Here is a 13798-nt window from a genome sequence, read left to right on the forward strand (position 1 = left end):
TCAACCCTTTAACGCGCCGGCAGTGAGACCGGATACGATTCGGCGCTGGAAGATCAGCACCAGAATCACCAGAGGGACGGTGACCAGCACCGATGCGGTCATCAACAGCCCCCACGGCAGCTCATGGGGGCTACCGCCGGAAATCAAGGCAATGGCGACCGGCACCGTGCGTTGCGTGTCGGTGAGGGTGAAGGTCAAGGCAAACAGGAACTCGTTCCACGCTGCAATAAAAGCCAACAAACCAGTGGTGATCAGTGCAGGCCATAGCAGCGGCAACAGCACCCGGGTAAGCGTTACCCAGGGCGAAGCGCCATCCATGATTGCCGCTTCTTCCAGTTCATGTGGAAGTTGGCCCATGAACGTGGTCAGCACCCAGACGGTGAACGGCAGGGTGAAAATCGTGTAGCTCAGGATCAATGCCCAAGACGTGTTGTACAGGCCCAGGGCGCGTATCACTTCGAACAGCCCCGACAGTACGGCAACCTGGGGAAACATCGACACGCCGAGAACCATCATCAATACCGTGCCACGCCCACGGAATTTCACCCTTCCTAAGGCATAGGCGGCGGTCACACTGAGGAACAGCGCCAGGGTCACCACGCAAAGCGCAACCACCAGCGAGTTACCGATCGCTCGCAGGAATGAGGCTTGGTGGAGTACCGCCGCGTAATTGGAGAAGTCGGGGCTTTCGATCCAGTAGCTCACCTGGAACAAGGCACCAGACGGCTTTAGCGAAGTCACGATGGCGTAGTAGAAAGGGAAGACCGCATACAGCAGCAAAACCCCGATCAGACACCAGAACCCGAGACGTAACAGCGTTTTTTTGAGTAGGCGCAGGCTCATGACCGAACCTCCATTTGACGGCGTCCGAGGTAGAGATAAAGCATGGCGATTACCGCAACGACCAGAAACAGCAGAGTCGAGGCCGCGCTGCCATAGCCAACATCCTGGAACTCCACCAGGTGTTGGCGGGCATAGACCGACATGCTCATGGTGCTCGAAGAATTCGAGGTCAGCACATAGATCACGTCGAACACTCGCAGGGAATCGAGGATGCGGAAGATCGCCGCCACCAACAATGCAGGCATCAACAGAGGAAGCGTGACACGCCAGAACACCTTCAGCGGGTGAATGCCATCGACCCTGGCGGCGTCGTAGCAATCACTCGGCAACATCTGCAAGGCCGCCAGCATCAGCAGCGTGACAAACGGGACGGTCTTCCAGACATCGACGATGATCACCGCCCACATCGACAGATCCGCATCTGCCGTCCAGGCCAGGGGCGCGTCAATCAGGCCGACGCTCAGCATCAGGTGATTGATGATGCCGAACTGGTCGTTGAGCATCCACGACCAGATCTTCGCCGAGACAATGGTAGGAATCGCCCAAGGAATCAGAATCAACGCACGCACCAAGGAACGGCCGGTGAACTTGATGTTCAACAGCAACGCCACCAGTAGCCCCAGGACGACTTCCAGTCCCACCGACACCACGGTGAAATGCAAGGTGTTGCGAACAGCGTTCCACCATTGAGGATCAACCAGGATGCCCGACCAGTTGGAACCGTTGTGGAACAGATAATTGCTCAAGCCTACGAAGGATCCATCACTGGTGTCCGCCAGGTTGGCGTCAGTCAGGCTGAACCAGAATGTGCGCAGTAGCGGCCAGACCGCCACCAGAGCCAGACACAGCAACATCGGCGTCAGAAACAGCCAGGCGGTGCGTACTTGGCGGCGCTGTACAGGCGTTTCCCGGGTGAGCAGGAGCTGCTCACGGGGGGCATGGGTAGTAGAGACAGGCATGGCGATTTCCTTCCTTGTGGCTTACCAGCTCCGACGTTTGATGCGAGTGAGCTCACTGTCCAGTTCGCTCAGCGCCTGATCGACAGGCTGCTCGCCCGCCAGCACGCCATGCACTCGATCGAAGAACGCATTGGAGACCCGTGGATAGCGATCGGCGGTTATTGAGGCGGGGCGCATCACCCCATCGTTGAGAATGCTGTACAGCTGACTGTAATAAGGCATCGCCGCGAGCAGGTCGGGATCTTGATACAGCGACTCGATAACCGGGTTATAGGCGCCGACCAGGGCACGATGTTTCTGCTGCTGCGCACTGCTCAAGTAGCTCACTAACTCTGCGGCAAGTTTTGGATGGGCGCTGTAACGCGATACTGCCAGGCCCCACCCACCGAGGGTGGAGGCATGGGTGCCGGTTATGCCGCCACGGGGCAGGGGGGCGACCCCGACCTTGTCTTTTACGGCACTGTCCGGGCTTTGTACCAAGGCCCAGACATAAGGCCAGTTACGCATGAACAACGCATTTCCCGATTGGAATACGCCACGTCCTTCTTCCTCGGTGTAGTTGAGTACGCCTCGCGGGGAGATGTCTCCCACCCAGCTTTTCGCCAGGGTCAAAGCCGCTCTTGAGGCCTGAGTGTTGACCACGATGTCACCGCGTGGGTTGACAAGTCCGCCTTCCGGTTGGCTGCTGATCCACTCCAGCGCGTTACACGTCAGGCCCTCGTAGGCGCGCCCCTGAAAGATGTAGCCCCAGGCATTGGCGTTCCCAGCAGTGCGCTCGGCCTGTTGAATATTCCTGGCGGTAGCGGTCATTTCCTCCCAGGTCTGGGGAACCTGCTGGTTGTACTTCTCGAGCAAGTCCTTGCGGTAATACAGCAGGCCCGAGTCGGTGAACCATGGCATCGTCACCAGCCGCCCGTTCACCGTGGCGTTATCCACCTGTGCCTGGAAGTAGCCCTGGGTAGCGTTGGCAGGAAGCACCTCGCGCAGATCCATCAGGTGTTTGGCCAGCATCCCCGGCCACACCATATCGATTTGGATGATGTCGATGTCGGTGGACTGCGCACTGAGGATCTGTTGGTAGAACGACAGCCTCTCGGTCGCCGAATTAGGCGTGGAAACCACCTCGACGTTATTGCCGGTCTGTTTCGACCACGCCTCGACAGCCTCCTTGCAGAGTGCTAATTCCGCACCCACCGCACCGCACGAAATCGTCAAATCTGCTGCGCTCGAGGCGGATGGCAGTCCGGTGCAGAGGGTAATGAGTGCTGCTGGAAGGAGAGATTTCAGCTGTTTCATTGAGTACCCTTTATTTTTGTTTTTAGAAAAGTTAACGTTAACATTGCCAAATGTAGCAGCGTCTTTGCGATGAGGCATCCTTTTTTTCGTCGATCGCGACAATTCGAAACGCACGTAGAAAGGGCTGGTCGCAGGAGCAAACAATAAAAACAAGATAGGAAACCCACATGCAGAAAGCATCAAGCTGGCTACTTGCAGGTGTGCTCGGCACATCGGCTGCGACCTCTGAGGCCGCGACTCTGGAAGAACGCATGGCCGCGTTTGAAGCCCGTGCCAGCGCAGCGGAAAAGCGTGCAGCCGCAGCCGAACAGCAGACCCAAGCACTCGCCAGGGAATTGCAGCAGCTCAAACGTGCAACTCTCACCTTGCCGCCTGCGTCTACTTCGACAGCGATTGCGGCGCCCACTTTGGATGCCCGGGTGGCAACATTAGAAGCCCGTCAGCAAAGCATCGAGAAGCAGGGCAGCAGCGGACACCTTACTGACGGTTTCAGCTTCAAGGGCTACGCCCGTTCCGGACTGCTGATCAACGATGAACGTGGCGGTGGTCGTGGTGGCCCTTATACAACCCCTGCCGGTTCGGTCGGCGGGGCCGTCGGGCGACTCGGTAACGAAGACGACACCTACATGCGCATAGACCTCTCGAAAGAAACCTATGCGCAAAACGGCACCCGTTCCAAATTCACGGTTTCTATCGCCGATGGAGTGGAAAGTTCCAACGACTGGACGGCCAATGAAAGTAACCTGAACGTGCGTCAGGTATTTGCAGAGCTCGACCATCTTGCTGCATTCAAGGGGAATTCAGTGTTTGAGAACGCCACCCTGTGGGCAGGCAAGCGATTCGACAGGGATAACTTCGACATCCACTGGCTGGACTCGGACGTCGTCTATCTGGCTGGCACCGGGGGTGGAATCTACGATATGCAGATGAACAAGAATTGGCGCTCGAATTATTCCTTGATCGGGCGTAACTACGGGGATTTCAGTGAAGGCGGTATCAACGCCGATGTGGAAAGCTACATCCTGACCTCTAACCAGTTCTTTGATAATGGTCAGTGGCAGTGGATGTTCAATGCCATTGGCTCAAAGAAAAACGACATTGGCACCCGCAGCAATGAAGCGGGCCTGACGCCTGCGGATTCAGGCTTGCACAGCATGCTGGCCAATCACCAGAAAAACTTTCTCGGCAGGGAAGGCTTCTTCAAAACGGCACTGCTCTATGGGCAAGGTCTGGGGGCAGAGGTCAAGAACATCGGCTCGGATGGCGAACTGATCGACGATGCCCGCGCCTTGCGTCTGGCGCTTTACGGTGAGACACCCATTGCACCTGGCTGGCGCATCGGTCCCAGCTTGCTGGCCGAACAAAGCAAGGACAGATACGTCAAGGGTGACGACTACCGTTGGATGACCCTGAACGTGCGCTTGGCCAATGAAATCAACAGCAATTTCGAGATGGCCTACGAAATGAGCTGGCAAACCATGGACCTCGATCCCAAGGGCTATATGCAACGTAATGCGGTCGACGGTAACTTCTGGAAATTCACGGTTGCCCCGACATTCAAACCTGATGTTGGAGACCTTCTCACACGTCCCGAGTTGCGCGTGTTCGCAAGTCTCATGAACTGGTCTTCGGATCTGGACAGATACAGCGCCACCGACAACTTCGGCAAGACGGACTTCAACGCCGGAGGTGTATGGCAATACGGTATACAGATGGAAACCTGGTTTTAATATTTGAACGCGTCGGCCACCACGCCTTCACGCATCGAACCCGGCTTTTCACCCTGCGTATTGAGTCATTGTTTACCGGTCAACGCTGATTAGCCTGCAGTTATCCCTACGATAAAAAACTGAGGAAGTGACGATGGTATTGCCTCGCGCAGTAGTATTTGGCGAAGCCCTGACGGACCTTGTCCAAGGCACCCCTGGACAGTGGAAGGGCTACCCAGGTGGTGCTCCTTGGAACGTTGCACGAGCACTAAGTCGCTTGGGTGTTAGCAGCGCTTTTGCAGGGGCAGTGAGCAAAGATTCAATGGGCGACGAGATAGTCTCGCAGTCGAAAGCTGCAGGGCTAGATATGAACTTCATCCAACGGGTAGATCGAGATCCTTTGGTCGCCATTGTTCTATCGAGCCGTCCTCCACGTTACTTTTTTGCGGGAGATGCCGATCTTTTTTTCGATCCAGATCAGATGCCCGAAGGATGGGTCAACCACGCAGAGCTGTGCCACTTCAGTTGCATCAGTTTGGCTCGACAACCACTCGCAGACAGGCTGGTTAAAATTGCTCAGGCGGCCAAGGGAGCCGGTAAACGGATTAGCTATGACCCCAATTGGCGCACGTTAATGGATCGCCATTATCGGGAGCAGACCTTCACTACGATGACCACTCTTGCTGACATGATCAAGCTTTCCGACGAAGACCTCCGGCATATTTATCCAGGGCTGACCGAATACCAGGCAATGGATGAGCTGCGTGCTCTGAATTCTCAGGCGCAGATCCTTTTTACCCGAGGGGAACACGGGATGACTCTCCACACCCCGGACAGCCAACTCGATCAGCCAGCTATTGCCGTGGAAGTGGAAGACACGGTGGGAGCAGGAGATGCTTGTATGGCGGGTTGGCTGGCTGCGCAGATGCTGGGGATCGCAGACTTGAAAGAGCGCCTGCGATTTTCAGCGGCTTGCGCATCCATATCGTGCCGTCATGCCGGAGCCCATGCTCCCGCACTAGCTGATGTAGATGGTTTACTGAAGCTGCTAATGCATACCTGACCATGGTTGCCGGCGCTGCAAGCGGGAGGCCAGATGCAAGATAAACAAGCTGCGCTGGCTAGTCGTCGAAGGGATTGTCATCAGTCACACGTGAGCGATCGACCAGGTTGAACCAGCGGTTCCACACGTCATACTCCTGAACCGGCCGGCCGCGGTGGGTCTCGATTTTCAGCACGCGGCGACGCAGTGCGGTTTCCGTGCAGGACCTCGATAGCTTCATCGGCCAACCCCAGGGCTTTACAGCGCTGCAGGCGGCCATGGCGCAGCTCGTGCAGCACCTGGTTCAACATGGCATGGTTCAACAAATTGAAGGTCGTGATCATGAGCAAGGCGCTGGACTGACAGTTCGGGCGAGCTGGAGATCCGGGCGCCGATTGAGTTTCCGCTTCTGGACGCTCAAAAGTTGGTTGGGATGTGCGGGTCAAGGCCCTGTAGTTGATTGCACTTTTCGATCGCCTGGCTTCGCCAAGCCCTCCACGCAGCCTCCCAGCCTGACTCATGCGTCGCGGCAGGGATGATCACCCGTTGATTGCAGTCGCTCGAACGCAGATTGCCGCGAAAGCTGGCGGCGATCTCACCCGCAATCACCTGGTCGCGACCTCCCAGCAGATGCCGCTGGGGCAATGATTTCAGGCGCTCCCGATAGACCATCGGGTCCAGCGAACCGTTCAGCGGCGACAAGCCTTTGAGCTGTACCCATAACCCTGGATCAAGATTGCCGGCAATGGTCTGGATCTGCGTGACATCGTCCCGTTGCCCGGCCAGCAGTACCGCCAACGCCGCGCCACCGGAATACCCCACCAACTCGAACTCGCGATTGCCGAAGCGCTGTTTGAGCCGGTCCAGCGCCTGGCTGAGGCTGCTGACGACTTCCTGGGAGAAGCGCCGATCAGTCCACAGCGCAGAGGTACAGCCTGCTGCGGTGACGAACTGGCAAGGCCGTGCGAGATAGGCATTCGGGGTCGGATCCTCAAGCGCCAGTCGTGCCACCAGCAGGTTGCGCGGGCTCGGATCAAGGCTGGGCTGAGTCGCCGTGGCCCAGGCATGGCCGTCGCCTTCCAGGTACACCCGCAGACGCTCGGTTGCACGCTGCTCAGGTGGTGCCAGGATGGCGAGCGGAAATGGCTGTCCCGGTACTACCTCTACATGTCGACCGTGCTGTTCAGCCAGTTGCTGCAGCGCTTGAAAGGAGGATTGGCAGGCACAGAGAAGGGCGCTGACCAGCAGCGCCCCCACGGTTCGACAGACGCCGGCCCACGGGCGTGGGCCGGCAAGACGTTTGCTCATCAGAAGTCGTAACGGACTTTCGCCGAGAATACGTCGGCATCGAAGCCCGACTTGCCGATGTAGTCGTAGTTGACGCCCAGGGTCACCGCGCCCAGCTTGTAGTCGGCACCCACGCCGGCTTCGTAGCTGTTGCGTGCTGCCTTGGCACCGCTGGTCACGAACGGCGTGCTGCCGAGCAGGAAGGTCGAGGTGCTTTTCGCTTCGTCAGCGGCAAAGTCGTGATACGCCATCAGCTTGGCTTGCGGCTCCAGGGTACCGGCGCCCAGGGCGAAGCTACCGGCTACACGCAGGCCTGCGCCCAGTTCGATGGCTTCGTAACGCTGGTCTTCAACTTTCAGCGCTGCCGAAGAGCCTTTTTCACGGTAGCCGTCGATGTTCACCAGGCTGTAGCGGGCAGCCAGGCGCGGCTCGAGCAGTACCTGCGGGTTGATGTGGTAGGTGTAGCCACCGATCAGGTTCAGGCCCAGCAGGTCGCTGTCATAGTCGGCCTTGGCTTGCGTGCCGGCAATGCTGCGCTTGCTCTGGTTGTCGTTGAAGCCGTAGGTCAGGCTGGCATCGACGAAGTAGTTACCCTGCTCGAACCCACCGTAGAGGGTGAAGGCATGGCTGTCGACTTCGGTCTGGTTGCCGCTTTTACCGTTCACGTCGGTGTTGATGAAGCTGTAGGCCAGGCCCAGGGTCAGGTTGTCGTTGAGCTTGCCATCGGCACCCACGGCGATACCGCGGCTGTAGGCGTTGTAGCCGGCCACGCCGTCGCGCAGGTCCTGCGAGGCATCGCTGTACAGCGACTGGACCCAGACACCGGCTTCCTTGAAACCCTCACCCGAAGACGCGCCGCGCAGCGAGCTGGTGCGGCTGCCGGTGACGTTGCTCACCAGGTTCTGGCTGGTAGTGGCGGCCTGGGTCGCGCCGCCGTTGGTTTCCGGGGTCAGTTCCGAGGCCAGCTTGGCGACCTGGGCTTCGTCGGCGTTGAGCAATGCCTGCTTGAACGGGTCGTTGTTGGCCAGCTTGCCGATCATGCCGTCGGCGGTCAGGCTGCCCAGGGCTTTCTGGCTGTTGGCCGAACCACCCTGGTTGGTGATGATCTGCTCGACTTCTTCCTTGCCCTTGCCGGTGACTACAGCCACCACCTGATTGTTGTCGACGGTGAAGCTGTCGACCTTGAGCAGCGCCGAGCTGCTGACCAGGTTGAGTTTGCCGTTCGGGTCGACGCTTTCGCCGTCGGCGCCCAGCAGTTCGATATGGCCGGCTTCGATCAGTTTGTAGGTGCTGCCGTTGGCATTGAAGTCTTCGCCTTTGGCCGCCAGCTGCACTTGGGCGCCCTGGCCGAACTGGGTGGTGCCGCTGACCTTGAGCACAGCCGTGTTGGCGTCGGTGGCGCTGCTCAGGTTCAGGCCCAGGGCCGAATTGCCGGCGACGTACAGGTTGCCGTCGATGCTGGTGTGCGGGGCTTCGAAGGTCAGGGTGGTTTTCAGGTCGTCGCTGAGGCTGCCGACATCGATCCAGCCGCCGTCTTTCATACGAATGTTGGCGCCGTCAGCGCGGCTGTCGGTACCGGTGAACGAGGTGTCGCCTTCGATCTCGATGTTGCTCAGGTCGATCAGGTTGCCGACAATCACGCTGCCTTTGCGCAGGATCAGCTCGACCGGGCGGTTGCTTTCCGAGGCGTCGATGGCCTCGTCGGCAGAAATGATCGAACCGCTGTTGAAGATGTTGAAATCGCCTTCTTCTTTGTACCAGGGCTGGGCGCCCGGGCTGTCGAAGTCGCTGAAGCCGATGGCGATGGCGGCGTCTTCGGCGCGGATGGTGCCGGTGTTGACCAGGTGGTTGTTCATGCCGGTGAAGCTGGCGCCGTCGATGCGGATACCCTCGGCGTCGTCGCCGTTGGCAATGATGGTGCCGTGGTTCTCGATGCCGGCCAGGTCGACCATGTCGGTTTGGATGCCCGAGCCGCTGGTGGTGGCGTCGATGCCGGTGGCGCCTGCGCCGGTGACTTCGATCAGGCCGCGGTTGATGACCTTGCCGACGATCTTGCCGCCTTCAAGGTTGATGCCTTTGGCATCTTCGCCCTTGGCGATGATCTTGCCGCTGGCAGCGTTGAGCAGGTCGCCGTTGATCACCGACGAGCCGGAAAAGTCCACCGCGCGGGCGACGTCGCGGCCGCCGTCATCGCTCAGCGGGGCGCCTTCTGCGTACAGCAGGCCTTCGTTGATGACACTGCCGCCGATCTTCGCCGGGTCGATCATCAGTGCGTTGGCGCCACCGCCGATGGCGGAAATGCTGCCCTTGTTGATCACGTCGCCGCCGATGCTGTTGGCGACCCACGGTTGCGTGCCTTCCCAGACGTCCATGTCAACGCCGCCGGCGAAGTCGCCGGTGCTATTGATAGTAGCGTTGAGGATCAGATCCTTGTCGATGCTCGAACCGTTGAGTTCGATGGCATCTTCAGCGCTGCGGCCGTTATAGGCACCGGTGATCTCGAGATTGCCGCTGTAGTGCTGGTGCTCGCTTTTAATGCCGGCGTTGGTCAGCTGGACAGTGTCTGCGAAGGCGGGCAGGGCAGTGGTGGCTACGGCCAGGGCGAGCAGGGTCTTGCGAAACATCACGGGGGTCACGGTTCATTCCTTTAACGGAGTTTTGGGTGCTTCGCTTCCGTGCGGGGCTGAACCTCGTTGCGACAAAAAAGGTAGGGCCACGCAGAAGAGCGCGGCGATGGTAAATGAGTTGATGTCAAAATGATATTATTTGATTGCTTGACCGCTACTTGACCCGGAACGGTTGAGCCACCATGAACGCCACCGGCAACAGCGGTGCGGCGAGGATCATCAACACGCCATCAGCGGTGACGGTGACCGGCGTCAGCAGTACCTGGGTAACCTTGCTCTTTTCCCTGTAGGCCGACACCTGAAGGGTGTATGTGCTGTTCAGCGTATTGCCCTGAAAACCCGTGATGTCCTTTGCGGACTCAAACCGGCTGCCGCGGATTCTGTAGCGATGCAGCAGGGCGTCCTGCTGCGCCGACGCAACGAAGCCCAGCGCTTGCGCCTCGTTGAGCTCGCGTGGATCAAGTTGCCCAAGCCCGGGAATCTTGAGTACGAACTCGCCATCCAGGGTTTTAAACATGCCGACGTGGACCGGCAGAAACTCAGCCTGCATCTTTGCATGCAGCCCTGAGCGGATCGCCTGCAACAGTTCGGGTTCGACCAGGATGACGTAGTGGTATTTTTTGCCCAGCACCACAAGGCTCTTCTGGTCAGCCGTGACATAGAGCTGGCCAACCTGCTCTGTATAGACTTCATCGCTGGCCCGCGGCTCATACAGCGCGCTGGTCAGGCAGCCACTGATGCTGGCGCTGCTCAGCGCAGCCAATGCCAACAGTGTGGCCCTGAGCAACCTTGGCCGGGGCGAGGTCTTTTGCATGTTTGATCCATTCCATGGTGGGGCGGGGGGATCATAACCTGCAGCACGGCGACATCGCTGAAGAAACTGCGCAACACCGTCAACAAGGCGGGCCCGCCACCACAGCGGGCCTGCCAGGCGCGTCAAAGCTTGGGCATCTGCCCCACACGCCCCATCATTTCCGTCACGACTTGCAGGTCCAGCAAGAACTGCTCCACGGTCTTGAACTCGTTGTCGTTATGCCCGGTGTATTTGACGTCGGGCATGGCCAGGCCGAACTGCACGCCATTGGGCAGTTCATGCACCGAGGTGGCGCCAGCGGAGGTGCCGAACCCGTGCTTCATCCCCAGGTTCTCGCTGGCGACTGCCAGCAACGCCTTGACCCATTCGCCCTCGGGGTTGCGGTACATCGGCTCGGCGATCGAGTAGTCGAAGGTCGGTGTGATGTGGCTCTGTTTGGTCCACGCATCCAGCTTGCCAGCGATTTCACTCTTCAGGGTTTGCGGGCTTTTGCCCTTCGGCACACGCAGGTTGACCGCCAGCTTCAAGGCTTTGTCGTCGAGGCCGACGTAGGTCAGCGAGGTGGTCAGCGGGCCCATGAATGTGTCCGCGAAACCGACTCCCAGCTTGCCCCCCAGGTAGTCCAGGCCCCAGTTGTCGGCGGCGTAGCGGGCGGCGTCGGTGATGTGGTTGTGCTTGAGCGCGACCTTGCCATCGAGGCTATTGAGGAAGTCGAGCATCCGCGCCACCGGGTTGACCCCGGACTCCGGTTCCGAGGAGTGCGCCGAGACACCGGTGACGGTCAGTTTGACGTTCTTGCCATCGACCTTGGCGCTTACCTCGAAGTTGCCGCCATTGGCCTTGGCATACTCAGCGCCGGCTTTTTGCAGGCTGGCAGCCAATTCGGCGGGCTTGTCGGTCACCAGGGTAGCCACCGAGGTGGACGGGATCTGGTTGGTGGCCAGGCCGCCGGTCAGCGCGATGATTTCAGCGCCTTTGCCTTCGCCTGCGCGCCGGGCAAAGCTGGCCATGACCGTGCCATAACCTTTCTCGGCGATCACCACCGGGTAGCCACCGTCCAGCGCCAGGTTGTAGTTGGGCGTCGGGTTGCGCTCGAAGTAATAGGGGATGGCGTCGCCGGTGGTCTCTTCGGTGGTGTCGACCAGCAGTTTGAAGTTGCGTGCCAGCGGCAGCTTTTCTTCCTTGATGATCTTCATCGCATACATCGCCACGACGATGCCGTTTTTGTCGTCTTCGGTACCACGGCCGTACATGCGATCACCGATCAGGGTGACCTTGAACGGGTCGAGGCGGGTACCGTCCTTGAGTACCCAGTTCTCCGGCGTCACCGGCACCACGTCGGCGTGGGCATGAATGCCGACCACTTCATCGCCTTGGCCTTCCAGGGATATTTCATAGACACGGTTGTCGATGTTACGGAAGTTCAGGTTGAAGGCCTGGGCCAGGCCCTTGATCTTGTCGGCGATCTTGATGAACTCGGGGTTGTCGTGCTGGGCAACACCGTCGACGCGAAAGGTCGGAATGGCTACCAGTTCACGCAAGGTCTGGGTGGCCGCATCGCCGTATTTCACCCGCGCATAGATACCCAGCAGGCGATGGATTTCGTTCTGTTGCTCAGCCGTCAACTGCTTGCTGCCGAGAAAGGCGGCGATGCTCTGGTCGAGCTTGTCGGCCTTGCCGAGTTCGCTTTTCGCCACACTGGCGAGGAACTGACGGAAATCCTTGACCGATGCGTCGCTGAAACTCTTGAGAATGGCCGCGCTCTGCTGCGCGGTGATGTTGGCATGGGCAGGCGAAGTGATGGATGCCAGGCCAGCCAGCATCAGGGTGGCCGCAGCCAGTTTTTTCAGGGCGAAATTCATTGCGGGGGGCATTCCTTTGCAGGCAAATGATGAGAAAGGATAGGTGCAACAAAACATTTCCAAGCTACCACCATGAGGGCCTGGTACGGGAGTCCCTGAAGTGGGATGTGTCGCACAGAAATGTAAAAGCGGCGCAGAAACGCAAAAAGCCCAGGGGAGGACAGCTTGTCGGCTGTCGCCGCTGTTCAGTCGCCGAGCAGCGCCAACGTCCGGGTGTCCGTCTTGCCGTCATAAAATTGCTTGAGCGCCCGCTGGAACAGCAGCGGCTCGGGCGCTACCCGGGCAAACAGGGTCAGGCAGGAACGCAATTTGAGTTCGTCGGGGTGGCCAAGGATCTGCAACGCGCTTTTGTCCGGGTGCTGCAGCAGGGTAGCAACGCAGCGCTCCAGGCGTGGCCCCAACAGTTCATGCTGCAGATAAGCCCGGGCTTCCTCGGCGCCGCTGATGGCGTAGCGCTCGGCGGTTTCGCTGTGCCCCAGGCCCCGCAGCTGCGGGAAGATGAACCACATCCAGTGGCTGGTCTTGCGAGCCGCCTGCAGCTCCTGCATAACCCGCTCATACACCGGCTCCTGGGCGTCGACGAAACGAGTGAGATTGAAGGGATCCGCCATGTTGTCGCTCCCTTGCAGCGTTGAATGTGCACTCACACAGGTCAGCATAGAGCAGGGCAGATTGCATTTCTTGTGTGGGGGCCGGCAATGAACGTTGGCTGCGCTTTGTTGATTGCCATCAACGCAGGCTACTGCCCACCGCGCTAGTCTCCAGCCCAGTACCACACTCGCGCCGAGGTCCCGATGCTTTACCCGCTGCTGTTAACCCTGCACCTGTTCGCCGCAGTGATGTTCATCGGTACGGTGTTCTTCGAGCTGTTGTTCCTGGAGCACATCCGCAAACAGCTGCCGGCCAAACTCATGCTCTTGCTCGAACAGGCCATCGGCCAGCGCGCCCGGCAGTTGATGCCCTGGGTGCTGCTGGTGCTGTTCGGCGCCGGGGTGGGGATGGTCTGGCAGCGTTATCTGCCGGTGCTGGCCGCGCCGCTGAGCTCGTCGTTCGGCACCTTGCTGCTGGTGAAGGTCATCGTTGCCGGTAGTGTACTGGTGCATTTTCTGATTGCCATGCTGCTGTTCAGAACCGGGCAGATGAGCAGCGGCCGGGTGAAGTTCATTCATCACAGCGTATTCGCGCATGTGCTGCTGATCCTGGTGCTGGCCAAGGCCATGTTCTACCTGACCTGGTAGCCAGTCGCGCGGCGCTTGATGCAAATCAAGGCCCTCCGGCCGCTCTGGGCAGACACTAAGGTTCCGCAGCCTGTCTCGGAGCCCTGTCATGCTCGATACTCTTCATCGCTACCCCGCGCAG

11 protein-coding genes and 1 pseudogene are annotated in these 13798 nt (G+C 59.3%); 3 read left to right on the plus strand and 9 right to left on the minus strand.

The window, feature by feature from the left end:
• The 3 genes from NLX68_RS12275 to NLX68_RS12285 are packed head-to-tail and all read right to left on the minus strand — an operon-like array spanning position 1 to position 3098.
• A complete protein-coding gene (locus NLX68_RS12275; protein ID WP_254284210.1) occupies positions 1-843 on the minus strand; it encodes a carbohydrate ABC transporter permease in 843 nt (280 codons plus the stop codon).
• Positions 840-1802, minus strand: coding sequence for a carbohydrate ABC transporter permease (locus NLX68_RS12280; protein WP_254284211.1), 963 nt, complete (start codon positions 1800-1802; stop codon positions 840-842). The genes NLX68_RS12275 and NLX68_RS12280 overlap by 4 nt, the downstream gene beginning before the upstream one ends.
• 21 nt (positions 1803-1823) lie before the next feature.
• Complete coding sequence (locus NLX68_RS12285) at positions 1824-3098, minus strand: ABC transporter substrate-binding protein (protein ID WP_254284212.1); 1275 nt, start codon at positions 3096-3098, stop codon at positions 1824-1826.
• A 167-nt stretch (positions 3099-3265) separates the two neighbouring features.
• Between NLX68_RS12285 and NLX68_RS12290 the strand changes: the two genes are divergently transcribed.
• Together NLX68_RS12290 and NLX68_RS12295 are read left to right on the plus strand one after the other, a co-directional pair.
• Positions 3266-4828: a carbohydrate porin gene (locus NLX68_RS12290; protein ID WP_254284213.1), complete on the plus strand. Its 1563-nt coding sequence runs from the start codon at positions 3266-3268 to the stop codon at positions 4826-4828.
• Between the two features lie 133 nt (positions 4829-4961).
• Positions 4962-5870 carry a carbohydrate kinase gene (locus NLX68_RS12295; RefSeq protein ID WP_254284214.1) on the plus strand — a complete coding sequence of 303 codons (909 nt, stop codon included), beginning with the start codon at positions 4962-4964 and terminating at the stop codon, positions 5868-5870.
• A gap of 112 nt (positions 5871-5982) precedes the next feature.
• Here the strand turns inward: NLX68_RS12295 and NLX68_RS12300 are convergent.
• The 6 genes and pseudogenes from NLX68_RS12300 to NLX68_RS12325 form a co-directional block, all read right to left on the minus strand.
• Positions 5983-6193, minus strand: a pseudogene (locus NLX68_RS12300) (DUF2857 domain-containing protein); the annotation flags it as partial.
• Positions 6194-6266: 73 nt separating this feature from the next.
• Positions 6267-7157, minus strand: coding sequence for an alpha/beta hydrolase (locus NLX68_RS12305; RefSeq protein ID WP_254284215.1), 891 nt, complete (start codon positions 7155-7157; stop codon positions 6267-6269).
• Entirely contained in the window at positions 7157-9760 is a 2604-nt protein-coding gene (locus tag NLX68_RS12310) for an autotransporter outer membrane beta-barrel domain-containing protein (RefSeq protein ID WP_254284408.1), read from the minus strand. The genes NLX68_RS12305 and NLX68_RS12310 overlap by 1 nt, the downstream gene beginning before the upstream one ends.
• A 157-nt stretch (positions 9761-9917) precedes the next feature.
• Complete coding sequence (locus NLX68_RS12315; RefSeq protein ID WP_254284216.1) at positions 9918-10526, minus strand: hypothetical protein; 609 nt, start codon at positions 10524-10526, stop codon at positions 9918-9920.
• Between the two features lie 173 nt (positions 10527-10699).
• Positions 10700-12439: a dipeptidase gene (locus NLX68_RS12320; RefSeq protein ID WP_254284217.1), complete on the minus strand. Its 1740-nt coding sequence runs from the start codon at positions 12437-12439 to the stop codon at positions 10700-10702.
• 185 nt (positions 12440-12624) lie between these two features.
• The gene (locus NLX68_RS12325) at positions 12625-13050 is read right to left on the minus strand and encodes a DUF1810 domain-containing protein (protein ID WP_254284218.1); all 426 of its coding nucleotides are present in this window, start codon (positions 13048-13050) and stop codon (positions 12625-12627) included.
• A 183-nt stretch (positions 13051-13233) separates the two neighbouring features.
• On the opposite strand from NLX68_RS12325, the gene NLX68_RS12330 reads away from it, so the two are divergent.
• Positions 13234-13677: a CopD family copper resistance protein gene (locus tag NLX68_RS12330; protein WP_254284219.1), complete on the plus strand. Its 444-nt coding sequence runs from the start codon at positions 13234-13236 to the stop codon at positions 13675-13677.
• The last annotated feature ends 121 nt before the right edge of the window (positions 13678-13798 follow it).

Source organism: Pseudomonas sp. SBB6 (genome assembly GCF_024213215.1).
Lineage (GTDB): Bacteria > Pseudomonadota > Gammaproteobacteria > Pseudomonadales > Pseudomonadaceae > Aquipseudomonas > Aquipseudomonas donghuensis.

Coding starts and splice junctions, on each gene's coding strand:
- NLX68_RS12275 (WP_254284210.1), bottom strand. CDS start 843: ATGAGCCTGCGCCTACTCAAAAAAACGCTGTTACGTCTCGGGTTCTGG.
- NLX68_RS12280 (WP_254284211.1), bottom strand. CDS start 1,802: ATGCCTGTCTCTACTACCCATGCCCCCCGTGAGCAGCTCCTGCTCACC.
- NLX68_RS12285 (WP_254284212.1), bottom strand. CDS start 3,098: ATGAAACAGCTGAAATCTCTCCTTCCAGCAGCACTCATTACCCTCTGC.
- NLX68_RS12290 (WP_254284213.1), top strand. CDS start 3,266: ATGCAGAAAGCATCAAGCTGGCTACTTGCAGGTGTGCTCGGCACATCG.
- NLX68_RS12295 (WP_254284214.1), top strand. CDS start 4,962: ATGGTATTGCCTCGCGCAGTAGTATTTGGCGAAGCCCTGACGGACCTT.
- NLX68_RS12305 (WP_254284215.1), bottom strand. CDS start 7,157: ATGAGCAAACGTCTTGCCGGCCCACGCCCGTGGGCCGGCGTCTGTCGA.
- NLX68_RS12310 (WP_254284408.1), bottom strand. CDS start 9,760: ATGTTTCGCAAGACCCTGCTCGCCCTGGCCGTAGCCACCACTGCCCTG.
- NLX68_RS12320 (WP_254284217.1), bottom strand. CDS start 12,439: ATGAATTTCGCCCTGAAAAAACTGGCTGCGGCCACCCTGATGCTGGCT.
- NLX68_RS12325 (WP_254284218.1), bottom strand. CDS start 13,050: ATGGCGGATCCCTTCAATCTCACTCGTTTCGTCGACGCCCAGGAGCCG.
- NLX68_RS12330 (WP_254284219.1), top strand. CDS start 13,234: ATGCTTTACCCGCTGCTGTTAACCCTGCACCTGTTCGCCGCAGTGATG.